Annotated in this window: 25 protein-coding genes and 1 pseudogene; 7 read left to right on the forward strand and 19 right to left on the reverse strand. The window is 65.1% G+C overall.

The window, feature by feature from the left end; genetic code table 11:
• Positions 1 to 381 precede the first annotated feature (381 nt).
• A pseudogene (locus tag ABH922_RS16970) lies at positions 382 to 1,494 on the reverse strand (BTAD domain-containing putative transcriptional regulator); the annotation flags it as partial.
• Between the two features lie 49 nt (positions 1,495 to 1,543).
• On the opposite strand from ABH922_RS16970, the gene ABH922_RS16975 reads away from it, so the two are divergent.
• Positions 1,544 to 2,413 (forward strand): 1,4-dihydroxy-2-naphthoate polyprenyltransferase, encoded by an 870-nt coding sequence (locus ABH922_RS16975; protein WP_424808015.1) that lies wholly within the window; start codon positions 1,544 to 1,546, stop codon positions 2,411 to 2,413.
• A gap of 5 nt (positions 2,414 to 2,418) precedes the next feature.
• Here the strand turns inward: ABH922_RS16975 and ABH922_RS16980 are convergent, their stop codons facing one another.
• From ABH922_RS16980 to ABH922_RS16995, 4 genes are read right to left on the reverse strand one after another with little or no spacing between them, the layout of a single operon-like run.
• Positions 2,419 to 2,799: a phage holin family protein gene (locus tag ABH922_RS16980; RefSeq protein WP_424808016.1), complete on the reverse strand. Its 381-nt coding sequence runs from the start codon at positions 2,797 to 2,799 to the stop codon at positions 2,419 to 2,421.
• 49 nt (positions 2,800 to 2,848) lie between these two features.
• Positions 2,849 to 3,355 (reverse strand): Clp protease N-terminal domain-containing protein, encoded by a 507-nt coding sequence (locus tag ABH922_RS16985; protein WP_424808017.1) that lies wholly within the window; start codon positions 3,353 to 3,355, stop codon positions 2,849 to 2,851.
• A 4-nt stretch (positions 3,356 to 3,359) separates the two neighbouring features.
• Entirely contained in the window at positions 3,360 to 3,605 is a 246-nt protein-coding gene (locus tag ABH922_RS16990; protein ID WP_424808018.1) for a helix-turn-helix domain-containing protein, read from the reverse strand.
• Between the two features lie 49 nt (positions 3,606 to 3,654).
• Positions 3,655 to 4,392: a lysophospholipid acyltransferase family protein gene (locus tag ABH922_RS16995; RefSeq protein ID WP_424808019.1), complete on the reverse strand. Its 738-nt coding sequence runs from the start codon at positions 4,390 to 4,392 to the stop codon at positions 3,655 to 3,657.
• 119 nt (positions 4,393 to 4,511) lie between these two features.
• Here ABH922_RS16995 and ABH922_RS17000 point away from each other — a divergent pair, with 119 nt between their 5' ends.
• Positions 4,512 to 5,123 (forward strand): GNAT family N-acetyltransferase, encoded by a 612-nt coding sequence (locus ABH922_RS17000; protein WP_424808020.1) that lies wholly within the window; start codon positions 4,512 to 4,514, stop codon positions 5,121 to 5,123.
• On the opposite strand, the gene ABH922_RS17005 is transcribed toward ABH922_RS17000, so the two are convergent.
• On the reverse strand, positions 5,021 to 6,115 hold the full coding sequence (locus tag ABH922_RS17005) for a PLP-dependent cysteine synthase family protein (protein WP_424809704.1): 1,095 nt from the start codon (positions 6,113 to 6,115) through the stop codon (positions 5,021 to 5,023). The two genes, ABH922_RS17000 and ABH922_RS17005, sit on opposite strands and share 103 nt — an antisense overlap.
• Before the next feature lie 5 nt (positions 6,116 to 6,120).
• A complete protein-coding gene (locus ABH922_RS17010) occupies positions 6,121 to 6,444 on the reverse strand; it encodes a DUF4229 domain-containing protein (protein WP_424809705.1) in 324 nt (107 codons plus the stop codon).
• Between the two features lie 326 nt (positions 6,445 to 6,770).
• On the opposite strand from ABH922_RS17010, the gene ABH922_RS17015 reads away from it, so the two are divergent.
• Positions 6,771 to 6,983 (forward strand): BldC family transcriptional regulator, encoded by a 213-nt coding sequence (locus tag ABH922_RS17015; RefSeq protein WP_424808021.1) that lies wholly within the window; start codon positions 6,771 to 6,773, stop codon positions 6,981 to 6,983.
• A 157-nt stretch (positions 6,984 to 7,140) separates the two neighbouring features.
• A complete protein-coding gene (locus ABH922_RS17020) occupies positions 7,141 to 7,347 on the forward strand; it encodes a hypothetical protein (protein ID WP_424808022.1) in 207 nt (68 codons plus the stop codon).
• A 360-nt stretch (positions 7,348 to 7,707) separates the two neighbouring features.
• On the opposite strand, the gene ABH922_RS17025 is transcribed toward ABH922_RS17020, so the two are convergent.
• From ABH922_RS17025 to hemL, 7 genes are all read right to left on the reverse strand, one after another.
• Complete coding sequence (locus ABH922_RS17025) at positions 7,708 to 9,357, reverse strand: AAA family ATPase (protein WP_424808023.1); 1,650 nt, start codon at positions 9,355 to 9,357, stop codon at positions 7,708 to 7,710.
• A 209-nt stretch (positions 9,358 to 9,566) separates the two neighbouring features.
• Entirely contained in the window at positions 9,567 to 10,529 is a 963-nt protein-coding gene (gene ccsB / locus ABH922_RS17030; protein ID WP_424808024.1) for a c-type cytochrome biogenesis protein CcsB, read from the reverse strand.
• On the reverse strand, positions 10,526 to 12,190 hold the full coding sequence (gene resB, locus ABH922_RS17035; RefSeq protein ID WP_424808025.1) for a cytochrome c biogenesis protein ResB: 1,665 nt from the start codon (positions 12,188 to 12,190) through the stop codon (positions 10,526 to 10,528). Before resB ends, ccsB begins: the two co-directional genes overlap by 4 nt.
• On the reverse strand, positions 12,187 to 13,035 hold the full coding sequence (locus tag ABH922_RS17040; protein ID WP_424808026.1) for a cytochrome c biogenesis CcdA family protein: 849 nt from the start codon (positions 13,033 to 13,035) through the stop codon (positions 12,187 to 12,189). The genes resB and ABH922_RS17040 overlap by 4 nt, the downstream gene beginning before the upstream one ends.
• Positions 13,032 to 13,652, reverse strand: a complete 621-nt coding sequence (locus ABH922_RS17045; protein WP_424808027.1) for a TlpA disulfide reductase family protein — start codon at positions 13,650 to 13,652, stop codon at positions 13,032 to 13,034. Before ABH922_RS17045 ends, ABH922_RS17040 begins: the two co-directional genes overlap by 4 nt.
• Positions 13,649 to 14,308, reverse strand: a complete 660-nt coding sequence (locus ABH922_RS17050) for a histidine phosphatase family protein (RefSeq protein ID WP_424808028.1) — start codon at positions 14,306 to 14,308, stop codon at positions 13,649 to 13,651. The genes ABH922_RS17045 and ABH922_RS17050 overlap by 4 nt, the downstream gene beginning before the upstream one ends.
• A 62-nt stretch (positions 14,309 to 14,370) precedes the next feature.
• Positions 14,371 to 15,699: a glutamate-1-semialdehyde 2,1-aminomutase gene (hemL, locus tag ABH922_RS17055; protein WP_424808029.1), complete on the reverse strand. Its 1,329-nt coding sequence runs from the start codon at positions 15,697 to 15,699 to the stop codon at positions 14,371 to 14,373.
• 110 nt (positions 15,700 to 15,809) lie between these two features.
• Between hemL and ABH922_RS17060 the strand changes: the two genes are divergently transcribed.
• Positions 15,810 to 16,157, forward strand: coding sequence for a hypothetical protein (locus tag ABH922_RS17060; RefSeq protein WP_424808030.1), 348 nt, complete (start codon positions 15,810 to 15,812; stop codon positions 16,155 to 16,157).
• Between the two features lie 58 nt (positions 16,158 to 16,215).
• Positions 16,216 to 18,153 (forward strand): acyl-CoA dehydrogenase, encoded by a 1,938-nt coding sequence (locus tag ABH922_RS17065; RefSeq protein WP_424808031.1) that lies wholly within the window; start codon positions 16,216 to 16,218, stop codon positions 18,151 to 18,153.
• A gap of 98 nt (positions 18,154 to 18,251) precedes the next feature.
• Here the strand turns inward: ABH922_RS17065 and ABH922_RS17070 are convergent, their stop codons facing one another.
• The gene (locus ABH922_RS17070; RefSeq protein WP_424808032.1) at positions 18,252 to 19,466 is read right to left on the reverse strand and encodes an alpha-hydroxy acid oxidase; all 1,215 of its coding nucleotides are present in this window, start codon (positions 19,464 to 19,466) and stop codon (positions 18,252 to 18,254) included.
• A 214-nt stretch (positions 19,467 to 19,680) separates the two neighbouring features.
• On the opposite strand from ABH922_RS17070, the gene ABH922_RS17075 reads away from it, so the two are divergent.
• Entirely contained in the window at positions 19,681 to 20,181 is a 501-nt protein-coding gene (locus ABH922_RS17075) for a GAF domain-containing protein (protein ID WP_424808033.1), read from the forward strand.
• A 77-nt stretch (positions 20,182 to 20,258) separates the two neighbouring features.
• Here ABH922_RS17075 and ABH922_RS17080 read toward each other — a convergent pair whose 3' ends face one another.
• Genes ABH922_RS17080 through ABH922_RS17095 form a run of 4 tightly spaced genes read right to left on the reverse strand, consistent with a single transcriptional unit; the run spans position 20,259 to position 25,293 of the window.
• Entirely contained in the window at positions 20,259 to 21,485 is a 1,227-nt protein-coding gene (locus tag ABH922_RS17080) for an SfnB family sulfur acquisition oxidoreductase (protein ID WP_424808034.1), read from the reverse strand.
• 2 nt (positions 21,486 to 21,487) lie between these two features.
• Positions 21,488 to 22,660 carry an LLM class flavin-dependent oxidoreductase gene (locus tag ABH922_RS17085; RefSeq protein WP_424808035.1) on the reverse strand — a complete coding sequence of 391 codons (1,173 nt, stop codon included), beginning with the start codon at positions 22,658 to 22,660 and terminating at the stop codon, positions 21,488 to 21,490.
• 7 nt (positions 22,661 to 22,667) lie between these two features.
• Positions 22,668 to 24,062, reverse strand: a complete 1,395-nt coding sequence (locus tag ABH922_RS17090; protein ID WP_424808036.1) for an NtaA/DmoA family FMN-dependent monooxygenase — start codon at positions 24,060 to 24,062, stop codon at positions 22,668 to 22,670.
• A complete protein-coding gene (locus ABH922_RS17095; RefSeq protein WP_424808037.1) occupies positions 24,055 to 25,293 on the reverse strand; it encodes an acyl-CoA dehydrogenase family protein in 1,239 nt (412 codons plus the stop codon). Before ABH922_RS17095 ends, ABH922_RS17090 begins: the two co-directional genes overlap by 8 nt.

Raw genomic sequence — 25,293 nt, forward strand, 5'->3', positions numbered from 1 at the left:
CACCAACCGATCTCGCAGTCTGGTACTGATTTCGTCGACACTCGACGTCCGCACCCGGGCCGCGGCCAGTTCGATCGCCAGCGGCAGGCCGTCCAACGTCGAACACAGCGCGATCACGGCGTCCTGTTCCAGCCGCACCGACGGGCGTACCGCCCGTGCCCGCGCCGAGAACAGCGCGACCGCAGATCCGTCACCGCCGTCGATTGCCAAGGGCGGCAACGGATACACCACTTCTGCGGCGATCATCATCGGCGATCGACTGGTTGCCAGCACGGTCAGCTGCGGACCAGCGGCGATCATGTCCGCGACTATCTCCGAACACGTCCCCACCACGTGTTCGCAGTTGTCGAGAATCAACAGCATGGGACCGGCGGACAGCGCCTCGGTCAGTCGTTGATGCGTGGACGAGCCTCGCGCAACGGTCAATCGGCCCGGTGCCAGGTCGATTTCACTGATCCCGAGGGTGGCACCGATCGCCGCGATCACGTCGTCGCTGCTGCGAAGCGACGCCAGCTCCACCAGGAACACCGGAATTTTCGACGACGCGCGTAGCCCGAGTTCATGTGCCAGACGGGTCTTTCCCGCTCCGCCGGGCCCCAGGATCGTCACCACCCGTGCGTGCGCCGCCAACGACTGCACGGCCTCGATGTCATGCTCGCGGCCGATCAGCACGTTCGGTGCGGCCCGCAGCCCCACCGCCCGCGGCGCCCGAGGTGTCGAGGTGGCGCCACCGAGCAACTCGGCGTTGAGAGTGACCAGCTCCGGGGACGGGTCGGCGCCCAGACGATCGGCGAGGGTGCGCCGGAACTCGGCAAACACGTCGAGGGCCTCGTTGACCTTCCCGAGCCCTGCCAGGGTGCGCATCAGCGCTGCTGCCGCGGTGTCGTCGAACGGGCCGGCGTCCAGTCGGGCACGGGCCGGTGGCAGCGCCGATTCGAAGTCGCCGAGCGTGAGTAGAGCTCCGATCCGGGCGGTCAGCAGTCCGTCCCGTATCCGGGCGGCGTCTCGCGACAACCGCTCCCCCACCGCACCGACGACGTCGGCTCCCGGTTCGCCTCGCCACAGTTCGAGGGCCGTCGCCGTCGCCTCCACCACTGCACGCGGATCACGGTCACCTTCGCCGACGCGGCGCAGAACGTCTGCGGCCCGAGACAGGTCGACGCGATCTCGGTCGAGAGCGAGGCGGTATCCGGCCGCCGTGACTTCGAGTGCACCGTCGGGCAGCGCCGACCGCAACCGTGACACCTGGGTGTGCAGCGCGTTCATCGGTGACCGGGGCGGGTCGGCGCCCCAGACGTCGTCGATCAAATTCCGGGAACTGCGAATTGCGCCGGGGGCGTGGGCAAGCGCGACCAACAGCGCTCGGGCGCGCGGACCGGCGAGTACGACCAATCCGCCATCGGACCCGGTCGATACCGGACCGAGTACGGCGACGTCGGTCGGCTCGTCCCGAACACTCACGGCAATGCCCTGTTCTACTGCGTCTCGAGTCATGTGCTGATCCACCGCGTTCGATCGTATTGCACAGTGCGAAGATCGTCGTATGGCAACAGCTGCTCAATGGATCGAAGGCGCGAGGCCGCGCACACTTCCGAACGCGATCGCCCCCGTGCTGGTCGGTACCGGGGCTGCTGCAGCCCTGGATGCGGCCGTGTGGTGGAAGGCCGTTCTGGCCCTGATCGTCTCGTTGGCCCTGATCGTCGGCGTCAACTTCGCCAACGACTACTCGGACGGCATCCGTGGGACCGACGACGATCGGGTCGGGCCCATCCGTCTCGTCGGATCGAAGTTGGTCAGTCCGGGAGCGGTGAAGGCTGCTGCGATGGGGTGCTTCGCCGTTGCAGCTGTCGCCGGGTTCGTCTTGGCCGCGACCACCGCCTGGTGGCTGGTCGCCGTCGGCGTGTTCTGCATCATCGGGGCCTGGTTCTACACCGGCGGCAAGAAACCTTACGGATACAACGGTTTCGGCGAGATCGCGGTGTTCGTGTTCTTCGGTCTTGTCGCGGTCCTGGGAACGCAGTTCGTGCAGGCCGAGCGGGTGGACGTGGCCGGTCTCGCCGGAGCGATCGCCATCGGTTCGTTCTCGAGCGCAGTACTGGTGGCGAACAATCTCCGCGACATCCCCACCGACACCGAGTCGGGCAAGATCACGCTCGCGGTTCGACTCGGTGACGCGAAGACCCGCGTCCTGCACGTGGTTCTGCTGGCTGTCCCGTTCGTGATGAGTCTGCTGTTGATTCTGCGCACGCCATGGTCGTTGCTCGGACTGCTGGCGTTACCGCTGGCGGTCCGAGCCAACGCACCGTTGCGATCGGGTGGCCAGGGGTTGGCGTTGATTCCCGCGCTCCGTGACACCGGACTCGCCATGCTCGTCTGGGGCGCTACGACGGCGGTTGCGCTCAGTTTGGCGTGAACTCGTCAGCGGCTGTCGGGCACGAAGGCGCTGAGCAGGAAGTTCACGATCGAGATGATCAACGCGCCCCAGACTGCCGTCCAGAAACCGTCGACGGTCAGGCCGTAGGACGTTCCGGAGGAGATCCACGCCGTCAGCATCAGCATCAGCGCGTTGACGACCAGGGTGAACAATCCCAGCGTCAGAATGAGCAGTGGCAGGGACAGCAGCTTCACCACTGGTTTGACGAACGCGTTGACCACCGTGAATATCAGTGCGATCACGGCGATCACCAGGACCTTGCGGCCCGTGTCGTCACCCTGGTCTTCGATGACGATGCCGGTGACCCACAGTGAAGCAAGCCAGATGGCTATGCCGTTGACGACGAGACGTGCCAAGAAAGTCATGCCGCCATGCTGGCACATCGGGCGCAGGTCCCGAGCAGAAGATGCTCGCTCAGGCGGCCCGGTTCATCTTTTCTTCGAGCCGCCGTCGAATGCCGTCGATCGAAGTATGCGCTTGGAGAACCGTGCGAGTGTGCCCGTCGGCGACGCGCAGGATCCCGAGCAGAATGTGTTCGGCGCCGATCTGCTTGCTCTTGTGCGCCTGCGCCTCGCGCAGTGACAGTTCGAGAACTTTCCTCGACTCCCGCTCGAGATGTGGTCCGCGCCGCCGCGGGCGTTCGATGCGGGCGTTGTCGAAGACGCCCGCACCGAACGAGCGTTCCAGGCTGCGCCGAACCTGCGACAGGTCGATACCGATCGACTCCAGCAGTGCCGCGTCGTCGTCGCGCGGTGTTCGAACGGCGTCGAGAGTGACGCCCGATTCGACGAGAGTTGCGGTGGCGATACCTCGATCGGCGACGAGCAGGGCCGTCAGCAGTTCTATCGGGGTGATCTTCGGCGAGCCGGCAACGGCGTCGATCACGACGTCCCTGGCGTCGGCGGTGAATCTCTCGAACATGGCATTACCTGCCCTTCGGGGTTGGCAGCACGTCGGCGGGGTCGACCCTCGCATGCTTCTTGTGGACGGCTTGGCGGCTCACCTCGAGTGATTCGGCGATGGACTGCCAGGACCATCCTCGGCGGCGCGCGTTGGCCACTTGAATGGTCTCGAGTTTTTCCAGTAACCGGCGCAGAGCGAGAACTGCGCGCAGTCCCACTGCCGGATCCGGGCTGTTCGCCGCTGCGGCGAGCGTGGTTGCCTCGGTCATGATGTCAATCTAGGTTGACAAATGTCGAATGTCAACCACATTTGACAAATCAGTACGCGGCAACAGCTCCGTCGACGGCCGACTGCAGATCACGCTGGACCAACCTGGCCACCTCCATCGGCTTGCCCGAGACCTCCTCGACCGGAACGCCGACGAACACGCTCGCCGATTTCACTCCGGCACCGACCTGCCCGTAACTGATACCGATCGAGATCAGCGCCGGGGTGCACCCCAGCTTCTCCGATCGCGCGAAGATATGGCCGATCCCGCTGTTGACATGCTGGAGTTCACGCGGATCACCCGCGTTGCACGTCCCCTCGGGAAAAATTGCCAAACTGTCCCCTCGCGCCAGCCGCTCGGCCGCGACGTCCATCATCACGCGACCGGCGTCGGAGACAGCACGCAACCCGTGATTCTTGCTGCGAAACACCGGGATACTGCCCATCATGTCGATCTTGCGGCGCTGAGCAGGGTCGACGAAGAGCTCGTCCTTGGCAAGCACCCGGGTCCGTCCGATGACGCGCCGCAACGGCGTCCGCCATGCCGTCGCCGCCAAGGTGAACTGATCGCTTTCGGTCAGGTGATTGACGGCGATCACCAGGGCCTTGCCCGCGCCGAGCGCGCCCGCCAGAGCTGTCCGCGCCCCGTCCGCGTACGTGATTCTGGGCCGGTACTGCACAGCCAGCGCGGCATACGCGATTCTCGCGACCAGACGATTCTGCTGATGATCGCGGTAGTACCGGTAGACCGCTTCGTAGTTGTCGAGAGAGACCTCGGGAATGCTCATGCTCCACCCTTGTTCGACGCGCCCTCGCCGTCGAGGGCCCAAAACCTACGGTACCGTAGGTTAGGTCGAGTGTCGGGTAACACTGGGAGAATCGCGCGCCTCGAGGTAGAACGGTTTCTGTGATCCGCTCGGCCGTCTCCACCGACCTACCTGCGTTGCAACAGATCGAGATCGCCGCGGGCGAACCTTTCCGTGCGATCGGAATGGACGCCGTCGCCGACGATCCACCCCCCACCCTCGGCGAGCTGGCCGAATATCTCGTCGCCGATCACATCTGGGTGGCCACCGACTCCGACGACACACCGATCGCGTACGTCCTGGTCGAAATCGTCGACGGCTGCGCCCACGTGGAGCAGGTGTCGGTCCATCCCGATCACGCCCGACGCGGCATCGGTGCCCGACTGATCGACGCCGTCACGACGTGGGCGTACCTGCACCACCTCGACTCGGTCACCCTGACCACCTTCGCCGACGTCCCGTGGAATGCGCCGTACTACGAAAAGCTCGGGTTCGAGCGGATATCGGACACCGCACTCTCGCCCGGGCTGGTCCGCATCAGAACCGAAGAGCAGTCGGCCGGACTGGACGACTGGCCGCGAGTGACGATGAGCCGTCCGTCCGCCGACTGTCAGGCCCCCGCGTTCCAGACGCCGGTACGTGAGAACTCCTCGAGCACGGCGGACGGACCGGCGAGGTCGATTCCCTCGGCTGCCACCCAATCGTCGTCGTAATACGTACCGGAATAGCGCTCTCCACCGTCGCAGAGAAGAGTGACGACGCTGCCGCGACGACCCTCGGCGATCATCTGTCCGATCAGCGCGAACGCACCCCAGAGGTTGGTGCCGGTGGAGCCGCCCACCTTGCGACCGAGGACCGCGCTCGCATGCCGAGCGGCGGCGATCGACGCCGCATCCGGCACCTTGATCATCCGGTCGACCACCTGGCCGACGAACGAAGGTTCGACGCGAGGTCGGCCGATGCCCTCGATGCGTGACCCTCTGGTTCCGATCGTCGACGGATTCCCGGCTTGCCAAGCGTCGAAGAACACCGAGAATTCGGGGTCCACCACGCACAGCCCGGTGTCGAACTTGCGGTAGCGAAGGAAACGTCCGATGGTGGCGCCGGTACCACCGGTGCCCGCGCCGACCACCACCCAGTCGGGGATCGGATGGTCCTCGTGCTCGAGTTGCGTGAAGATCGATTCGGCGATGTTGTTGTTTCCGCGCCAGTCAGTCGCACGCTCGGCGTGGGTGAACTGATCCATGTAGTGCCCGCCGAGTTCGGCGGCCAACCGGTGGGATTCGGAGTAGATCGATGACGGATCGTGCACGAAATGACAGCGCCCACCCTGAGCTTGGATCAGCGCGATCTTGGCCGGACTGGTACTCGCCGGCATCACCGCGATGAATTCCAGGCCAAGCAGATTTGCGAAATATGCCTCACTGACAGCCGTCGAACCGGACGATGCCTCGATCACGGTGGTGCTCTCGGTAACCCAACCGTTGCAGATCGCGTAGAGAAAAAGAGAGCGCGCGAGACGGTGCTTGAGACTCCCGGTGATGTGAGTGGACTCGTCTTTGAGGTAGAGCTGCACACCCCAGGCGCCCGGCAGCGGGTAACGCAACAGGTGAGTATCCGCGCTCCGTTGGGCGTCGGCGTCGATGAGTCGGACGGCATTGTGGACCCACTCGCGCGCCGATCGCCGGTCGATGTCGGCGAGGATCTCCGTCACCGCTGGTCACCACGCAGTTTCGCGCGCAGATCGTCGCGGTCCGACCGCCGTTGCGCATCTACTGCGGCGATGCCGACGTTGACCTTCTTGCGGAGTTTCGCAAACAGGACAAGAGAGAGCGGCAGCGCTGTCAGCACGGCGAACAGGGCTGCCACCATCAACGGGATGTCCACGCCGGCCAGCTTGCCGCCGGTGACGATCACGGCCCCGATGGCCACGACGAGCAGGAGTCGCGCGACCGAGTACAAAGCGACATCGCGGGCTAATTCACCCTTGGTTACCGACACTTCGCCTCCTCCGGATTGCCGAGAATTTGCTATATTTTTTGTTGCCGACGAGTTGTCGGCTTGGCCATTGTCGGGGCCCTCAGGCAACTTACTCACCCCCTCAGGTTACCCATTCCGGGCACGCCAAAGATTTAGTCCGCTTTACCCGATTTGTTATTTACTTTTTCTTTACTATTCATTGAAAGATCGACAACTCGGCTATATCTGTGCAAACATTGCGCTACCACCCGAAAACGGTCGAATGTGTATTACGGTGGCAGAAACAAACTCGACGTAGGTTTTGGGCACATGTTCAACACCAACCGTTCGTAAAATGCCGCTCGACACCAACCGTTCGACACCAACATGGAGGAACTCAGATGAGCGCACCAACCTTCAACACCGCCGCAGACGCACTCATGACGCCCGGACAGGTCGCGGCACTGTTCCACGTCGACCCCAAGACCGTCACGCGCTGGGCACACGCCGGTCGTCTGGGCTCGCTACGCACCCCGGGCGGTCACCGTCGCTTCCGTGAGGCCGAGGTCATGCAGCTGCTGCGCTCGTTGACCACCGAAGCCGACAACAACTGATCAGAGTCGCCGCCGGCACTGTTTCCGCCGGAGGACGATCACCCGACACCGATGGATACAGCACCGCCGAATCGAACTCCGTCGGCCCGTACGCACCAGTTCTGGTGAAGCGGGCCACACGGTAGGTAGGCTCGACACTGTACTGAGGAGGTGCGCCGTGCTGTATCTGTTGGCGTTGGTCGGTTTGGTGACATTGGTAGTGCTGATGTGGAAGGCGTTCGGACCGGATCCATCCACTCGCACTCCTGTCGCTGGGGTGCGAGGCCCGGATGACGACCCGGAATTTCTGTGGAACGTCAATCAACAAACTCGACGTAAGAAACCCGAGGGTCCGGACACTCCGTCCACCGAAGCGACCCCCTGAGACCGCTCAGCCCCGGTCTTCAGTTTGCCTGCACCGGGATTCACTCGATGCAGGCAAACCGTCACAGGGTCGAGCGTCTTCGAACGCAACCGGGAGATTCCCGATCGAGAGTTCGAAGACCGACGCGGCCGCCGGCTGCGTCCCAGCTCGGGCGGTGCCCGGTCGCTGATATCGGCGGTGCCTGGCCGCGACAACCCGGTCGACAAGCCAACCCGGTCGACAAGCCCTTGGCCCGAACGCAACTCCGATCGATCTCATTCGGTCTGAAACCAGCGTTGTCGAGGCCGCATGTACTTCAGGCGTTGCCTGCGCCGACACGGTCGTGAATCAGAGCGACGACATGGACTCGGACCGAGCCGTCTAGTAGCGACGCGGGAAGCCGAACGGCGAGATCGGGAAATCCTGCGCAACTGCAGCAGCGAGTTCGAGGACGGCAGCACGCGTTGCCGGCCTGAGCTGGTCCAGGTCGATCTCAGCGCCCTCTTCCAGGTGTGGATCGAACGGAATCAACTGCACGGTCCGGCAGCGTTGTTGGAAGTGTTCGACGACTCTCGGCAGATCGACCTTTCCGGCGCGTGGACGTACCGCGTTGATCACCGCCACCGAGTGGGTAACGAGACGGCTGTATCCGTGCGCGTCCAGCCAGTCCAACGTGGCCGACGCACTTCTGGCTCCGTCGACGGAGCCGGAGCTGATCACGATCAGTGAATCGGCGCCTTCGAGGATCGCCTGCATGGCGGAGTGCATCAGTCCGGTGCCGCAGTCCGTCAGGACGATGCTGTAGAACTTTTCGAGCATCTCGATGGTTCGGGTGTAATCCTCGCCGCTGAACGCCTCGGAGACAGCTGGATCGCTGTCCGATGCCAACACCTCGAGTCGATGCCGACTCTGCGAGGTGTACCCGCGCACGTCGCTGTACTTCTCGATGCTCTCGGCATCACGTAGGAGGCTACGTACGGTGGCCGGCGTCTCGAGCGGAATTTTCTGGCTGAGTGTCCCTCGATCCGGGTTGGCGTCCACGGCGATCACCCGATCACCGCGTATGGACGAGAACATCGAACCGAGAGTCGCGGTGGTCGTCGTCTTTCCGACCCCACCCTTGAGGCTCAGCAACGCGATCTTGTAGCACCCTTGCAGAGGCTGATTGATGTGACTGGTCAAATCGACGAGGTACTGGTCCTTGGCGCTGTTACCCAGGTTCACCGCTCGTCCGGAAACGTTGTAGAGAGCTCGACGCCAACCACCGACCGGCGCCGGCCGAACCGGTTTGACCAGCAGTGCAGCGGACAGATCCTGGGCACTCATCGGTAGCGACGAGGCTCCACGACCACCTGCGGGATGTGGCCCGGCCGGCCCGGTACCGGGCTGCTGGTTCGGACCGGGTGGTCGACTTGCCTGGACCGGATGGGGCGCCGATTGACCGGGGTGCGCCGCCTGCGGTTGTTGGGCAGCGCCGGTGGTACCGATCAGATTGGGCACCGGTGGAACCGGTGGCACCACTTGCAGCGGACGAACAACTGGTGCCGGTGACGGCTGCGCGGCAGCGTTCTTGGTGGGCTCGTACGTCTGTGGTGGTGCAGCGGGCGAGAACTGGCCGGTGGCCGGGCGTGGTTGAGCCGACGGGTACTGAATGACCGGATACTTCGGCTCGGGTGTGGCCGCCGCCGCAGACTCGGCGGGCCTGACGGGCGCGGGCCTGACGGGCGCGGGCCTGACGGGCGCGGGCCCGACGGGGGCAGGCTCGACAGGCGCAGGGTCGACGGGCACGGATTCGACTGGTACGGATTTCACGGGCGTCGCAGCCACTGCCGTACCGGCGGCGGGCCACGACTGCGGCTTGTCCGCGACGATGCTGGAGTCGACGGGTGCAACGAAAAGGCTCCGCGCCTCCTTCGGGATCGACGCACTGGCTTCGTCCACTGTCGGTTCGAGAATTTGACGAGCGGGTACATCCGCCGGACGAACAGGCTCCCAATGCCCCGCACCGACGTTTTCCTTTTTTCCGGCCATTCCGCCCCCCTTGTCGATGCCCGGTAGTGGTACTACGCAGTGGTACTACGCGCGCGCCGACGCTGCACCGAACATTCACTCACCTGTATTGCCGCGGTTCGCTCCCGAAACCGCGAGCGTGGTCGGAATATGTGGAGCACCGCCGCTCCACCCACCTACCGGAAGTTTCCCGATTCCGGCAGGTGGCGACTCAACGCTACCTCGAGACATCAGTTCAGGCCTGCGTACGAATGCAGACCGGAGACGACCATGTTGATGATGAACAGATTGAAGAGCATGGCCACGAAGCCTGCGATGTTGATCCAGGCCGCCTTGGTCTCACGCCAGCCGGAAGTCGCCCGCGCGTGGAGATATGCGGCATAGATGACCCATGCGATGAAGGACATCGTCTCCTTGGGATCCCAACCCCAGAACCGACCCCAGGCTGCTTCGGCCCAGATGGCTCCGAGAATGACGCCCGCACCGAACAGCGGGAAGGCGATGATCGTGCTCTTGTAGGCGAGGCGATCGAGGGTCTGCGCGTCAGGCAGCCGCTCCGCGATCCGACCGGCGATTCCGGTGCCCTCTTCACCGGGCGGGAACTTCAGCCGCAGCAGGAACAGGACACTGGCGATACCGCCGATCATGAAGATGCCCGAGCCGACGCTGACGATGGTGACGTGGATGGGCAACCAGTAGGAACGCAGCGCGGGAACCACAGGTGCGGCATCCGCATACAGAACGGTGCCCGCCAGGAACATCAGCACGAGGACCGGCACCAGGAGGAACACCCACATGGGCCGATATTCGGGCTTACGTAGAAGCACGTGGCCGACGAGCAGTGCGGCCGCACAGGCCATTGCGACGAATTCGTACATGTTTCCGAGCGGGAATCGGTTGGTGGCGAACCCACGCAGCACGATCGAGGCGAAGATCAGCACGGTACCGACGACGAGAACCGAGCGACCCATCCCACCGAAACGCTCGGACAGACTTCTCGTCGGTTCCGGCGTGAGGCGACCGGGAGTGTTGGCGTCGCCGCCGCCGGCGGAAACGAGTTCCTTCTCCTGGACGGCCTTCGCTCGTGCCGACGCGTACTGCACGATGAGCAGCACGAACGACAGCACCAGCACCGTGAAGGCAGATTTGAAAGCCCAGTCGCTGTATTGCGCGAGGGTTTCGTCGGTTGTCATCTGGCATTCTCCTGCGCGGGCGGCGCCGTGGCCGCGGTTGTCGGATTGCTGGTCAGTAGTCGGCCGGTGAGGCGGTCGAACTCGTCGCCCCAGCCCGCGTGGTCGGTACGGGCGAGCCCGCCTAGTTCTACTACCGTACGTCGCTGATCGTCGATGTAGATGCGTGCCCAGATTCTGCGGCGTTTGATCACGAGTGAAACGAGCAGCCCTGCCATCATGGTCAGTGCGGAGACCAGGACCCAGATCTGCGCCGGATCGTGTGACACCTGCAGATTCACGAAGTCGACTGCTCCGTCGAATCGTACTTGGGTGCCGTCGGCGAGGGTGGAACTCTCCCCTGGCTTGAGGTTGACCCGTTCTTGCTTGACCAGTCGGCCCTGGTTGATGAGTTCGGTGTTCAGTGAGAACAGCGATTGCGGGTTTCCGGTGTCGAGTCCGGAGTCACCCTTGTAGATGTCGATGGCGACGGCCGGATCGTTCAAGGCGGGAAAACTCGACGACAGCAGATTGCCGTGGAGCAGCGCGGTCGGTGCGAACAGGCCTTCGATCGCGATCTGGTTCTTGCGGCGCTCGTCGGCGTTCGGGTACATGCCTCCCGGCGGGTCGAAGCGCATGGCCCCGCTGCTGAGGAATGTCGTTGCGTCGTCGGGACGCCATTGCAAGGTTTCGGTGCGGGTCTCCCCGTTGGGGAAGGTGACGGTAAAGGTGGGTGCGTACCCGTGGCCCTGCAGATACACGCGGTCACCTGCGATCCGCAGTGGATGGTTGACCTGGATCGACGTGTCACGCCAGGTGTCGGATTCGAGATCATCGCCTGCCTGGTACGAGATGTCGGAGGTGAACATCTCGGCCTGACCGTTGTCGAGGTAGTCGGCCTTGAAGTTCTTCACGCGCACGCAGAGCGGTGTCATCTCGGTGCCGTCCAGGCTCAGACCGGCGACGAAGGAATCGAACACGGCGGGCGAGGTGGTGCAGAAACCCGGTCCGTCGTTGGCGATGACGATGCGGTTTCCTTCGTAGCCGAACAGCTTGCCTGCGGCGATGGCGATGAGCAGCCCGACGAGCGAGAGGTGGAAGACGAGGTTGCCCGCTTCGCGGAGGTAGCCCTTCTCGGCGGAAATGGTGATCTCGCCGTCACGACGCGAGCTCGCGTCTCCGCGACGTGTCTCGACGCGCCAGCCGCGTAGCGCCTTGCCGACACGGGTGGCCAGCTCGTCCGGTGTCTCGCCTGCGACGACGCTGGTGGTGTGGTGCGGCAGCCTGGCCAGGTTGCGCGGTGCGCGTACCGGCCGGGTGCGCAGCGCGCGAGCGTGTTCGACGCAGCGGGGCAGGATGCAGCCGACGAGTGAGATGAACAGCAGGGCGTAGATGGCGGTGAACCAGAAGCTGCTGAACACGTCGAACAGTTGGAGCCGGTTCATCCACGGGCCGAGGGTGGGCCGGGCGGCGATGTATTCGTCGACCTTGCCCGCGTTGAGGGTGCGCTGCGGGATGAGAGCGCCGGGAATGGCGGCGAGGGCCAGCAGGAACAGCAGTACCAGGGCGGTGCGCATCGAGGTGAGTCCGCGCCAGGTGTTGCGTCCGAGCGCGATCACCCGTCCGATCGGAGACTGCTTCGGCACGGCGGGAGCAGCGGCGTCTGTTTTTTCGTCAGCTGTCATATCGGCAGCGTCACCTCCGAGATAAAGGCGTCACGAACCCAGCCGACGAATTGGTCCCATGCACCGGTGACGAGGGCTGTGCCCACTGCCACCAGCATGATTCCTCCGAAGATCTGGATGACGCGTGCGTTGCGGCGGAGCCAGCCGACGCCGTTGAGAGCGCGCGCCGAGCCGAGCGCCAAGATGATGAACGGCAGTCCCAGTCCGGCGCAGTAGGCGACGATGAGGGTCACGCCGCGGGCGGCAGTCATGCCGTCGGTTCCGGCGGCCACGGACATGACGCCGGCCAGGGTGGGGCCGAGGCACGGGGTCCAGCCGAGTGCGAAGACACCGCCAAGCAACGGTGCGCCGACGAGAGAGGACACTCGGCGTGGTTCGAAGCGGATGTCTTTCTGCAAGGCCGGGACGAGTCCGATGAACACCAGGCCCATCGCGATCGTGATCACGCCGCCGACGCGCATCAGGACCTCACGGTTGACGAGCAGGGTGGAGATGACGCCGAACACCGATGCGGTGGCGAGCACGAACACGACGGTGAATCCGGCGACGAACAAGCCGGCTGCGCCTGCGACGCGCAGCCGTGAGCTGCGGGTGATGGTGCGTGTCTGCGCTTCCTGCGCGGTGACGGCCGGGGCGTCGGCGCCCACGACTCCGGCGAGGTACGACAGGTAGCCGGGTACCAGCGGAACGACGCAGGGTGAGGCGAAGGAGACGAGTCCGGCGAGCATGCAGGCGCCGAGTGCGAGCAGCAGCGGCCCGCTGGAGGCGGCGTTCTGGAATGCTTCGCCCACACCGCCGGCGAGTGTGTCGTTGCCGGCGAGCAGCGCGGGTGCGGCGGTCGTCATTGTTGCTGTGGCTCTTCTCCGGCTATCCGTTGCACGACGGGCAGGAGGTCTTCGGCGAGGAGTTCTTGGAGGAAGACGGCTGCGACGCGGTGTTGGCGGTCGAGGACGATCGTCGTGGGGATCACGGAGGTGGGGTATCCCTTGCCCAGTGCGATCAGCGACTTCATGGACGGGTCGTAGATCGACGGGTACGAGACGCTGTTGTCGATGACGAAGTCCTGGGCTTTGTTCCTGGTGTCGTCGCGGACGTTGATGCCCAGGAACTGCACGCCCGAGTCCTTGGTCTGTTCGAAGACCTGCTCGAGGTCGTCGGCTTCGGCCCGGCAGGGGCCGCACCATTGTCCCCAGACGTTGAGGACGACCACTTTTCCGGCAAAGTCCGCAACACCGACTTTCTCGCCCTCGTTCATGAGGTCGTCGCCTGCGAGATTTCCGATGGTGCCGCGGTCGGACGGCGGGTCGTAGAAGATCTGGGTCTTGCCACCCGGTGAGACGAAGTCGAATGTTCCGCCCTGCGCGACGGCGTCGTCGCCGGTGGCGCAGGCGGACAGGACGAGCATCGCGGCCGCTGCGGTTGCGACCGCACCGGCGATACGTCTCGAGCGGAGCGAAGTCATGCTCCGGTCACCCTCGGATCGGAGGCGCCTGCGGGTTCGGAGTAGACGATGTCGACGAGGGTGTCGCCTTCGTAGACGAGTGATGTGAGCGATGCGAGTCCGCACTGGCGGTGGCGCGGGTCGTGCCAGAGGCGCTCGCCCTGAAGGAATCGGCGCAGTGTCCAGACCGGCAGTTGGTGGCTGACGACGACGGCTTCGTGTCCGACGGCGGCGACGCGGGCCGAGTTGACGGCGGCGAGCATCCGATGCGCGATCTGCAGGTACGGCTCGCCCCACGACGGGGTGAAGGGATCGCGCAGTTTCCACCAGTGTCGAGGACGGGACAGTGCGCCGTCACCGACGGCGACCTTGAGTCCTTCGAATTCGTTTCCGGCTTCGATGAGGTTCTCGTCGGTCGCGATGTCGAGCCCGTGAGCCTCGGCGATGGGAGCCGCGGTTTCCTGGGCGCGCTGCAACGGTGACGCGACGACGTGCGTGACGTCGTGGTCGGCGAGGGCCGCGGCAACGGTACGGGCTTGCGCTTCACCGGCGACCGACAGGCGGAATCCCGGGAGCCGTCCGTAGAGGATCCCGCGCGGGTTGTGCACTTCACCGTGGCGAAGGACGTGCACGATGGTGCGGGTGGACGTGTGGTCGGGGTGATCGGCGTCGGTCACAGTCGAGGGTCCTCGCTGAAGTGTCGGATGGTGGAAGCGTGCGGGTTCGGTCGGGTGCGCAGTCAGTGAGGGGCGACGGCGGCCGCGGCGGCTTTCGCTGCGTGCGGCAGTGCGTCGGCGATGATCGAGAAGGCGTTGTCGTCGAGCGCCGACGAGACGAACCAGGCTTCGAACGCACTGGGCGGCGGATAGACGCCGTGAGCGAGGAGCGCATGGAAGAAGGCGGGGAATCGCCAGGTCTGTGCGGCTTTGGCCTCGTCGTAGTTGGTGACGGGGTTGTCGGTGAAGAACACGCTGACCAGTGTGCCTGCGTACTGCACGCGGTGCGCGACGCCTTCGGCGGTCAGGGCGTCGGTCAGGAGCGTGCCGAGGGTGGTCGCGTTCCGGCCGAGTGCGGCGTAGACGTCGGCGTCGGCGGCACGCAGGCTGGCGAGTCCGGCGGCGACGGCGACGGGGTTACCGGAGAGGGTGCCTGCCTGGTAGACGGGTCCGTCGGGAGCGAGGTGGCCCATGATGTCGGCGCGCCCACCGAACGCTGCCGCGGGCAGGCCACCGCTCATGACCTTGCCGAAGGTGTACAGGTCACCGGCGACGTTGTCGATGCCGAACCAACCCGACGCGCTGACGCGGAAACCGGTCATCACCTCGTCCATGATCAGCAGGGCGCCGTGTTCGCGGGTGAGGGCGCGCAGTCCTTCGTTGAAGCCGGGAAGCGGCGGCACGGCACCCATGTTTCCGGCCGCGGCTTCGGTGATGACGCAGGCGATGGAGTCGGGGTTCGCGGCAAATGCCGCGGCGACGGCGTCGAGGTTGTTGTACGGGACGACGATGGTGTCTTCGGCCTGGGCGCCGGTGACACCGGGCGAGGTGGGCAGGCCGAACGTCGCGAGACCCGATCCGGCGTCGGCGAGCAGGGCGTCGACGTGCCCGTGATAGCAGCCGGAGAACTTGACGATCTTGGTGCGTCCGGTGAATCCGCGGGCGAGACGGACGGCGCTCATGGTGGCTTCGGTTCCGGAGTTCACCAGACGAACTTTCTCGACCGGAGCGACGCGGGCGACGATTTCCTCGGCGAGTGCGATTTCACCTTCGGTGGGGGCGCCGAAGGACAGTCCACCGAGGGCGGCTTCGCGAACGGCGTCGACCACTGCGGGGTGTGCGTGGCCGAGGATCATCGGACCCCAGGACGACACCAGGTCGACGTACTTGTTGTCGTCGACGTCGGTGAGGGTGTAGCCGGACGCCTCGCGGATGAATCGGGGCGTTCCACCCACCGAACCGAACGCCCGGACCGGCGAATTCACACCGCCGGGGATCACTTTTCCGGCACGCTCGAAGAGCCGAGCCGAGTTCACAGCATGCAGGTCGATATCACCGGAAGACACAGTCACGGCTTCCAGTGTCCCAGTTCTGTCGAATCTGACAACGACAGGGTGTAGGACTTCGCTGCCGTGCACTGATGTTCCGGTCTCACAGAGTGCTCCGTGAGACCATTTCGGGTATGAAGCGACTGTTGGCGACGCTGATTTTCCCTGCTGCGATACTCCTCACATCATGTGGTTCGGGGGACCCCGGCGTGGATTCACCACCGGCATTGTCCGTAACCGACACCGCACCGCCCGCGCCGACCACGGTTCTCGACACCACCGACCCGGCATTCACGGGCGGCTGTTCGGCCATGTCGGTCTACATCCAGCAGCAAGTCCAGCGCGGCGACGCGTCGCCTGAAACTGCGGGTACGGAATTCTTGAAGATCGTCGAGAGCGATCCGTCGTATCTGGCGATGCCCGCGCACGAGAAGGAGTTGTTCCGGCAAGGGATCGAAGCGAGTGTCGCAGGCGCCTGCTGACGGCCAGGGCGAAACGAATCGACGAACCGACGGCGGAGTTCGCGCTATCGTCGGATTCATGGCCACCACAGCGGACCACCTCAGGACGACTCTCGACGGACGCTGGCGGGAGGTGCGAGAGCGAGTTCGCGGTGAACTCGACGACGAACGTTTCGCTCCGCACTACACTCCGAACACCGCCATCGCCCGAACCAAAGCACTCGAGCAGATGCGAATACTGGCGGATCTCGGTTACGCCGCAAATGGTTTCGCGGTATCACATGGCGGCACCGGGGACGCGGGCGGTGCTGTCACCAGCATCGAGATGCTCGCGATGTCCGACTTGTCGCTGATGGTCAAGGCCGGGGTCCAGTGGGGACTGTTCGGCGGCGCCATCGAAAATCTCGGTACCGAACGTCACCACCAGGCGTACGTCAAGCCGCTGATCGACCTCGATCTTCTCGGTTGTTTCGCGATGACCGAGACCGGTCACGGCAGCGACGTCCAGGAACTCGAGACCACCGCAACGTACGACGTCGACAGCGGCGAGTTCGTGATCAACTCCCCTACCCCGTCCTCGCGTAAGGACTACATCGGCGGCGCCGCCCAACATGCTACGGTCGCAGCAGTATTCGCCCAGTTGATCACCGGCGGCGAAAGCCAGGGCGTGCACTGCTTCGTCGTCCCGATCCGGGACGAGGCGGGCAACGACCTCCCCGGCGTCACCACCTCCGACTGCGGCCTCAAGGGCGGACTCCCCGGCGTCGACAACGGCCGCATCGTCTTCGACAACGTACGGATTCCACGCGAGAACCTGCTCAACCGGTACGCCGACGTCACCGAGGACGGCACGTACACGTCCGCGATCGAGAACTCGAACCGCCGCTTCTTCACGATGGTCGGAACCTTGGTGCGGGGCCGAGTCACCGTCGGCGGTTCGGCTGCCGCCGCGGCCCGGGTCGCGTTGGCCATCGCCGGTCGGTACGCCTTGCAGCGCAGGCAGTTCAGCGCCCCCAAGAGTGACGACGAAGTTCTGATCATGGACTACCTGGTTCATCAGAAGCGCCTACTGCCGTTGATCGCCCGGTCGTACGCACTGCAATTCGCGCAGAACGAGTTGGTGGCGACGATGCACGACATCCAGTCCACCGAGAATCCGGACCCGCAGGAGCAGCGCGAACTCGAGGGTCGGGCGGCCGGACTCAAGGCCGCGAATACCTGGCATGCCACCCGCGCCATCCAGGAGGCACGCGAAGCATGCGGCGGTGCAGGATATCTCGCCGAGAACCGGCTCACCGCACTCAAGGCCGACACCGATGTCTTCACCACCTTCGAAGGCGACAACCACGTCCTGACCCAGTTGGTTGCCAAGGAGCTGCTCACCTCGTACGCCGAAGAGGTACGCGGGATGAGTCCGGTCGACTGGATGCGGTTCGCCGCGACGACCGTCTCGGACGTGGTCAAGAAGCGCACCGCGTCGCAGCAGATCCTGCAGACCATCTTCGACACGCGGCAGGACAACGAGGAGGACGGCAGCCTCTTCAACCGCGGTACTCAGATGAAGATGTTCGAGGATCGCGAAGAGTATCTACTCGCCACTGCGGCACGGCGTTTGCAGGGTGCGCAGAAGCGCGAAGAAGATCCGTTCGACGCGTTCAACTTCGTGCAGGATCACGTGCTGAAGGCGGCCCAGGCGCACATCGAGCGCATCATCCTCGAGGCGTTCGTCTCCGGTATCGAGACCTGCACGGACGAGCCGGCCAAGGAACTCCTCGGTGAGGTGTGTGATCTGTACGCGCTGTCGGTCATCGAGGAGGACAAGGCCTGGTTCATGGAGCACCGGCATCTGTCGGTCGAGCGCGCCAAGGCAGTCACTCGCGGCATCAACGAGCGGTGCCGGACGTTGCGACCGCACGTCGCCACCTTGATCGACGGTTTCGGTATCCCCGAATCGCTGCTGGGTTCGGCCATGCTGGACGGTCCGGGCACGGACGCGGTCCGGCTTCACGACAACTGAGAGCAGTGGTGGGCCCGCTCGGCTGTCCGTCGGCACCGAGCGGGCCCGCTCTCGACTGTCCCTGTCCATCGCCACCGACTCGACACCGACACCCGCTGTCACGTCGCGAGCGAGACGTACGACGGATCGAGGTCGGCCAGGGTGCCGGCTCCGAGTAGCTGCATAGTCCTTCTCGTTTCGTCTGCCAGGATCGTCAACGCTCGCGCGACGCCTTGCGCACCACCCGCCATCAGCCCGTACAGGTATCCACGGCCGACCATGCCCGCCGTCGCGCCGAGGGCGACGGCGGTGATCAGATCGGCTCCGGACATGATCCCGGTATCGACCAGAATTTCGGCGTCGGCACCAACTGCCCGGACAGCCTGCGGGAGAAGTTCGAGCGGTGTGACCACCCGATCCAGTTGGCGTCCACCGTGGTTGGACAGGACTATCGCATCGGCTCCGAGATCGACCACTCGTCTCGCGTCGTCGATGTTCTGAATCCCTTTGACGACCAGCTTTCCCGACCACTGCGATCGGAGCCAGGTCAGATCGTCGAATCCGACGCTGGGATCGAACATCTGGTCGACGAGTTCGGCCACGGTGCCGTTCCAGGCGGACAGCGAAGCGAACTCGAGTGGTGCCGTGGTCAGGAGGTTGAACCACCAGGCCGGTCTGGACGAGATGTCGACGAGGGTTTTCCTCGTCAGTGACGGCGGAATGGTGAATCCGTTGCGTACATCGCGTAGCCGCGCCCCGGCGACGGGTGTGTCCACCGTCAGGACCAGGGTGTCGTATCGGGCGAGACGGGCGCGCTCGATCAGTTCGGAGCCGGCATCGCGGTCTCTCCACAGGTACAGCTGAAACCAGTGTCGCCCCGTCGGAGCGGAGTCCGCGAGGTCCTCGAGCGAGGTCGTACCCATGGTGGACAGCGTGTAGGGAATGTGCGCCGCTGCTGCTGCGCCGGCCACGGCGCGTTCGCCCTGGTGATGCATGAGTCTGGTGAATCCGGTGGGCGCGAGGACGAGCGGGAGGGCACTCGATTCCCCGAGGATCCGTGCCGTCGTGTCCACCTCGGACACATCTCGCAGGATACGTGGATGGAATCGGGAGTCCCGAAAACTCTGCCTGGCCCGGGCGATACCGACCTCCCCTTCTGCTGCTCCGTCCACGTAGTCGAACACCGATCGCGGCGTGCGGCGCCGGGCGATGGTGCGCAGGTCGTCGACGGTGTGTGCGCGTGCCAGTCTGCGGTCGGTTCGATCCGCGATGCGCGGGGGAACCTGCAGAAACGGTCGAAGTTCCGACCACCGCGGACGTCGGCGACTTGGCACTGTCGAACCTGTCGAACCTGTCGAACCTGCCGCCGTCGCTCGTGCATCGGTGTTTGTCATCGCACACCCACCCCTTCGGTGATAATTGTGTCACAAAGTCTTCCAATTGTGACACAATTATCATCGGCAGGAGCGGGCCGGGAACTCCGGCCGCCGAACGGGTTCGCGCCGTTCGGCGCACACCACCGCCGAGCCGCGCACGTAGAATCGGACAGTGTCGTTCGCGAGTGAGACTTTGACAGGTGACAAACCGGCGCAGTACGTGCAGCTCGCCAGTCAGGCTGCGGCGTTGCTGGACGGTGAACACGACCGGACCGCCAACGCCGCGAACCTGGCGGCGCTGGTCTATCACGCCTTGCCCCACGTGAATTGGGTCGGTTTCTACTTCCACGACGGACACGAACTCGTTGTCGGTCCGTTCCAAGGCCGCCCCGCGTGCGTTCGGATCGGACTGGACACGGGTGTGTGCGGCGCGGCAGCGCGCTCCCGGGAAACTCAGCGCGTCGCCGACGTTCACCGGTTTCCCGGCCATATCGCGTGCGATGCGGCGACCCGCTCGGAACTCGTCGTGCCGTTGGTCGACGACGGCGGGCTGGTCGGGGTGTTCGATCTCGACAGTCCGATCCTCGACCGCTTCGACGAGCAGGACCAGATCGGCCTCGAACGGATCGCACAGGTCTTCGTCGATTCGTTGAACTGGATACGCCGCGACTGACTGACCTGAACACCGCGCCGGCGGGCGCAGAAATCTGCACCCGCCATGCGGACCAACGGAATTCGATCGCCCAGCGGTCAGATCTGGCCGTGCCGTGGCGGATGTTCGCCGCTCAGTGTCCAGCGGCCGATGTGCTGGACCTTCCACCGGATGGCGTCGTGCAGGGTGTGCGTGCGGGCATCTCGCCAGTAGCGCGCGAGATTGCCCGCGTGCGAAGCGCTTCGAGTACCACCCAGTTCGAACAGAACAGTCGAGGCTTCCAGTGACGCCCTGGTGGCCGCCACCTTCGCCGTGGCCACGGCTATGGACGCTTCGGCGGCGGAGTCCTCGGTGGTGTCCCGTCCGGCGCCGTCCACCACGCGTCCGGCTTCCTTCAACAGCGCCTGCGCCGCCCGCACACTGACGGTGAGGTCACCGGCAATCTGGATCAGCAGCGGATCTTCCACGGCACGTTCGGCGTTCGACTCGAAATGCGGTCGGGCGCGGTGCGCCTGTCGGATCCCCTCGTCCAGTGCCGCCGACGCTATGCCGACGTCGAGTGCGGTGTGCAGTAACTGCGCCCGCGCACCGTAGGTGGTCGGGCGGGAGAAGATGCCGCTGAACGGTACGACGTGTTCGGTGGGCACGTTCACGTTGTCGAGCAGAACGGTTCCGGATGCGGTGGTGCGTTGACCCATGCCGTCCCAGTCGTCGGTGATCGTCAGCCCCGGCGTGTCACGGGGAACGAACGCCAGAGCTTTCGGTGTGGCGGTGGTGGCCTCGAATCCGTCGGCGCTGTCGGACAAGCTCGCTCGCACCACGATCCAGTCGGCGTACAGCGCGCCGGTGCTGTAGTACTTCCGTCCGCTGACGGTGTACCCGTCGGGGCCGGGAACCAGCACGGTGGTGTCCACCGAGATCGGGTGCGGGCCGCGCTCGCTCTGCGCGTTGGCCAGCATCTTGCCCGCGAGCACTTCGCCGTAGAAGAAAGCCTTCTGCTCCGGTGTTCCCTGCAATCGCAGTGCTTCGAGATACGTGAAGTGCGATTGCGGGATCTGCGCGACACTGGGGTCGCCGCTCGCGAGCAGGCGGAACACTTCGGCGAGTGTGGTGGCGGAGACGTCCGGCCCGCCGTACTCGTGCGGAACCGACCAGGCAAGCAATCCGGATCGAGCGATGTCCCTGACCTGTTCGTGAGGCAGATCCCGATCGGCGTCGCGCCGGGACGCATCGGTCCTGAATGCTCGGGCCAGGCGGTCGGCGGTGTCCAGCACTTCGGCGGTGGTGATCTCACGCGAGGGCGAGGAGGCCACTGAACTACCCACGGTCACCGACCCCCGGCAGCGAGGAATGGAACGTTACCCGTCGCGGCCTCGACGCCGCTCTGCTCGAACAGGCCGCGGGCCCGCAACAACGGCAGGACGCCTTCACCGAACCAGTACAGCTCTTCGAGGTGGGGGTATCCGGAGAGCACGAACTCGTCGATACCCAGGGCAGCGTACTCGGCGATCCGGTCGGCCACCTCGGAGTGGCTGCCCACCAACGCCGTTCCTGCTCCGCCACGAACCAGGCCGACACCGGACCACAGGTTCGGGGTGATCTCGAGGTTGCGTGCCTGACGCCAGTCGCCGCTGAGTCGGTTCGATTCGTGCAGTGCCAGCATCCGGCGCTGTCCTTCGGATTCGCTGCGCGCCAATCCGGCCTGGGCGGCGGCGACGACGTCTTCGCCCAGCGCCCCCACCAGGTTGTCCGCCTGCGTCCAGGCCTCGGCGGCGGTGTCGCGAGTGATCACGTGCAGCCGGATGCCGAAGCGGACGGATCGTCCACGTTGGGCGGCGAGTTCGCGTATCCAGGCGATCTTCTCCGCGACGGCGGCCGGCGGTTCGCCCCAGGTGAGGTACACGTTCGAGTGTTCGGCGGCGACGGGGCCGGCTGCGGGCGATGATCCGCCGAAGTACAGCGGCGGCACCGGATTCGGCAACGACGGCAGCGTCGCGCCTTCGATGTCGAGGAAGCGGCCCTTGTGGGTGACGGTTTCTCCTGCCCACAGTCGACGGACCACGGACAGGAATTCGTCGGCCCGCGCGTACCGGTCGTCCTTTCCGAGATGATCACCGTACGAGCGCTGTTCGTGGGCTTCGCCGCCGGTGACGACGTTGAGCAGGATCCGGCCCGGCGCGTGCCGCGAGAAGGTGGCCGCCATCTGGGCGGCCAGGGTGGGGCTGATCAGCCCCGGGCGGAAGGCGACGAGAAATGCCAGTTTCTCCGACTCCCGAGCGAGCATCGCCGTGGTCAGGAACGCGTCCTCGCACCACGCGCCGGTAGGAGTGAGCGCGCCGACGAACCCGAAGTCCTCGGCGGCACGGACGATCGAGGAGAGGTACCCGATGCTTGCGCGGCGATCACCGCCGGCGACGCCGGCGGGTGTCCCGTGCCCGCCCCCCACGATCAGTCGGCTGTCACCGTAGGTGGGCAGGAACCAGTGAAAATCTAGAGACATCGTGAACTCATCCTTGCTGTTCTTCTACGAGAGAGTGTTCTGCGAATGCTGATCGGTATCGGGCCGCCGGATGCCGATCGCCGAGCTGATCGGTTCCGAACAGCTTGCGCCGCAACGTTCCCGGCGTGTATTCCTGTTTTGCCAGTCCGCGCTGACGCAGCACCGGCATGACGTGGTCGATGAAACTCGTGTACGTGTCCGGTATCCGCCAGTTGAAGACGTTGATTCCGTCGACGCCTGCCTGCTGCCACAGGGCGAGCTGATCGGCGATCTGTTCCGGGGTTCCGACAACCCGCCCCCGGCGGGCGAACAACGGTCCGATGTCGGCCACCGTCGGTTCGCGATCTGGTTGGTCGAGCAGGAGCCAGTTCAGCAGGCTTCGGCTGTCCTCGGTTTCGATGTCGGCCAGTTTCGTCTCCGGCGCGTACCGGGTTCCGTCCGGTTTGGCGCCGAAGTCCATATGGGCGAGATACCCGTCGAGACTGACGTACTCGTCGAGATCGGATTCGAGTCGCTTCGCCTCCTCCTCGGTGGAGCCGATCACGAAGGACAACCCCTGGAAGAACAGGATGTCTTCGGGTTCACGGCCGCGCGCCACTGCCAGTGCGCGGGTTTCCCGGATGCCGTCGGCCGCTACAGCGGGGTTGGACGCGGCGATGAACACCGCCTCGGCATTCGCCGCGGCGAAAGCCTTGCCGGCGGCAGATGCCCCGGCCTGGAACAGAAGTGGGGTTCGCTGCGGCGACGGTGACGGCAGGTGCGGGCCGTCGACGCGGTAGCGCTCGCCCCGATGATCGATCTTGTGCACTTTCGACGGATCGGCATAGATCCCCCGCTCGCGGTCCTTGAGCAGTGCCCCGTCGTCCCAGGAGCCCTCCCACAGTTTGTAGGCGACGTCGACGTACTCCTGCGCCCAGCGGTATCGCTCGTCGTGTTCGGTCAGGCTCTGGCCGAAGTTACGGGCCCCGTTCTCGAGGGTGCCGGTGACGATGTTCCAGGCGATGCGGCCCCGCGAGATGTGGTCGAGCGTCGAGATCTGGCGGGCGAAGTGAAAGGGATGCTGCTGCACGATGTTGCTGGTGTACGCGAGGCCGAGATGCTCGGTACTGACTGCGAGGGCGGCCAGCAGGATCGCCGGATCGTGGTTGGGGATCTGCAGGCCTTCGCGGACGTTGACCTCGTAGCTGCCGTTCGGGTCTGCGCCGTACAGGCCGACGACGTCGGCGAAGAACATCGCGTCGAAGCGTCCGGCCTCCAATGTGCGGGCGAGGTCCACCCAGACGTCGACGTTCTCGAAGTCGGCCTGTCGGGCGTCGGGATGCCGCCACTGGCCGTGGTGAATGTGGGAGACCGTGTTCTGCACGAAAGCGTTGAACAGCAGAGGCTTCGGAATGTCAGTCATCGTCAGTCACCTTGTCGGAGTCTTCTGGTGCGTAGGAGAGTGCGGCGGGTGCGCTACCGCCGAGCAGGAACGCTCCGACGGTGCGGGCGCGGATCACTTCGGCGTTGTGGGAGGCGATGGTGCGGGCGTTGCGCCACAGCCGGTCGAGCCCTCGACTCGTCGAGGTGGCCGAGGAACCGCCCACCTTGAACAGGTCCGTGGTGGCGCGCAGGGTGTGGTCGATGACGGCGCCCTGGGCGAGGAACACCTCGGTGTCGGTTCGGGCGTAATCGTCGTCGGTGGCCATACCCCGGCCTTCGAGACCCTGGACGCGGTCGATCGCAGCCGCGGCCGCTCGGGTGGTGGCCGCGGCTGCGTACGCGGATGTCGCCACCTCACCGATCACCTGCTGTACCTGTGGATCCTCCCGCGGCACCGGCGTCAACGCCCCGATACCGCCGCGCTCGCGCTGGTTGACGTACTCGATTGCCTCGTCCCGAGCAGCGGCGGCTATTCCGGACAACGTGGCCAGGTGCACGATCTGGTAGATCGCGTTCAGGGCCGTCACCGGTAGGACATTGCCGGTGACACGGTGCAGATGCCGTGGCTCGATCGGCGTGTTGTCGAAGATCGTGGTTCCACTACCGGTCATTCTCTGGCCGAAGCCGTCCCAGTCGTCGATCCGCTCGACCCCGGGCGCCTGTGACCGTACGAGTGCGGTGACGTACTCGTCGCCCAGGTAGGCATTGGTGTAGATCCAGTCGGCGAAGATGGATCCGGTGCTGTAGAACTTCCGCCCGGTCAGCCGGAATTCGCCGTCGGTGTCGGTGACGGTGGCCTGCGGTGCGGTCACGGCGGAACCTGCCCGTTCGCTGTGTGCGTTGCCCACCACGGCACCCGAGGCGATCTCCGTCAACCAGAAGTCACGATCGGCGCCGTCCGGCAGGGTCAGGACGTGTTCGACGAAACCGATGTGCCCACGAAACACCTGCGCCACATTCGAATCCGCCCGAGCCACCTCGACGAGCAGGTCGACGAGTTCACCGAAGCTCAACCCGTCGCCGCCGTACGCCGCCGGAATCCGGACCGATCCGAATCCCGCCTCGCGCAGACGCTCGACGGCAGCGAACGGCAACTCTCGATTGTTCTCGCGGGAGAGCGCACCCTCGCGGATCATGTTCAGTGCCGGTGCAATCCGGGACCGTACCGCAGGCAGTCCGTGCGGAACGGCGGGGGCGTTGTTCTCTCCCAC

Origin of the sequence: Rhodococcus sp. 27YEA15 (assembly GCF_049739425.1) — a bacterium.
GTDB lineage: Bacteria > Actinomycetota > Actinomycetes > Mycobacteriales > Mycobacteriaceae > Rhodococcus_F.

Bases quoted from the DNA above. Each gene is read 5' to 3' on its own strand.
- ABH922_RS16975 (WP_424808015.1), top strand. From the start codon at position 1,544: ATGGCAACAGCTGCTCAATGGATCGAAGGCGCGAGGCCGCGCACACTT.
- ABH922_RS16980 (WP_424808016.1), bottom strand. From the start codon at position 2,799: ATGACTTTCTTGGCACGTCTCGTCGTCAACGGCATAGCCATCTGGCTT.
- ABH922_RS16985 (WP_424808017.1), bottom strand. From the start codon at position 3,355: ATGTTCGAGAGATTCACCGCCGACGCCAGGGACGTCGTGATCGACGCC.
- ABH922_RS16990 (WP_424808018.1), bottom strand. From the start codon at position 3,605: ATGACCGAGGCAACCACGCTCGCCGCAGCGGCGAACAGCCCGGATCCG.
- ABH922_RS16995 (WP_424808019.1), bottom strand. From the start codon at position 4,392: ATGAGCATTCCCGAGGTCTCTCTCGACAACTACGAAGCGGTCTACCGG.
- ABH922_RS17015 (WP_424808021.1), top strand. From the start codon at position 6,771: ATGAGCGCACCAACCTTCAACACCGCCGCAGACGCACTCATGACGCCC.
- ABH922_RS17025 (WP_424808023.1), bottom strand. From the start codon at position 9,357: ATGGCCGGAAAAAAGGAAAACGTCGGTGCGGGGCATTGGGAGCCTGTT.
- ccsB (WP_424808024.1), bottom strand. From the start codon at position 10,529: ATGACAACCGACGAAACCCTCGCGCAATACAGCGACTGGGCTTTCAAA.
- resB (WP_424808025.1), bottom strand. From the start codon at position 12,190: ATGACAGCTGACGAAAAAACAGACGCCGCTGCTCCCGCCGTGCCGAAG.
- ABH922_RS17040 (WP_424808026.1), bottom strand. From the start codon at position 13,035: ATGACGACCGCCGCACCCGCGCTGCTCGCCGGCAACGACACACTCGCC.
- ABH922_RS17045 (WP_424808027.1), bottom strand. From the start codon at position 13,652: ATGACTTCGCTCCGCTCGAGACGTATCGCCGGTGCGGTCGCAACCGCA.
- ABH922_RS17060 (WP_424808030.1), top strand. From the start codon at position 15,810: ATGAAGCGACTGTTGGCGACGCTGATTTTCCCTGCTGCGATACTCCTC.
- ABH922_RS17065 (WP_424808031.1), top strand. From the start codon at position 16,216: ATGGCCACCACAGCGGACCACCTCAGGACGACTCTCGACGGACGCTGG.
- ABH922_RS17085 (WP_424808035.1), bottom strand. From the start codon at position 22,660: ATGTCTCTAGATTTTCACTGGTTCCTGCCCACCTACGGTGACAGCCGA.
- ABH922_RS17090 (WP_424808036.1), bottom strand. From the start codon at position 24,062: ATGACTGACATTCCGAAGCCTCTGCTGTTCAACGCTTTCGTGCAGAAC.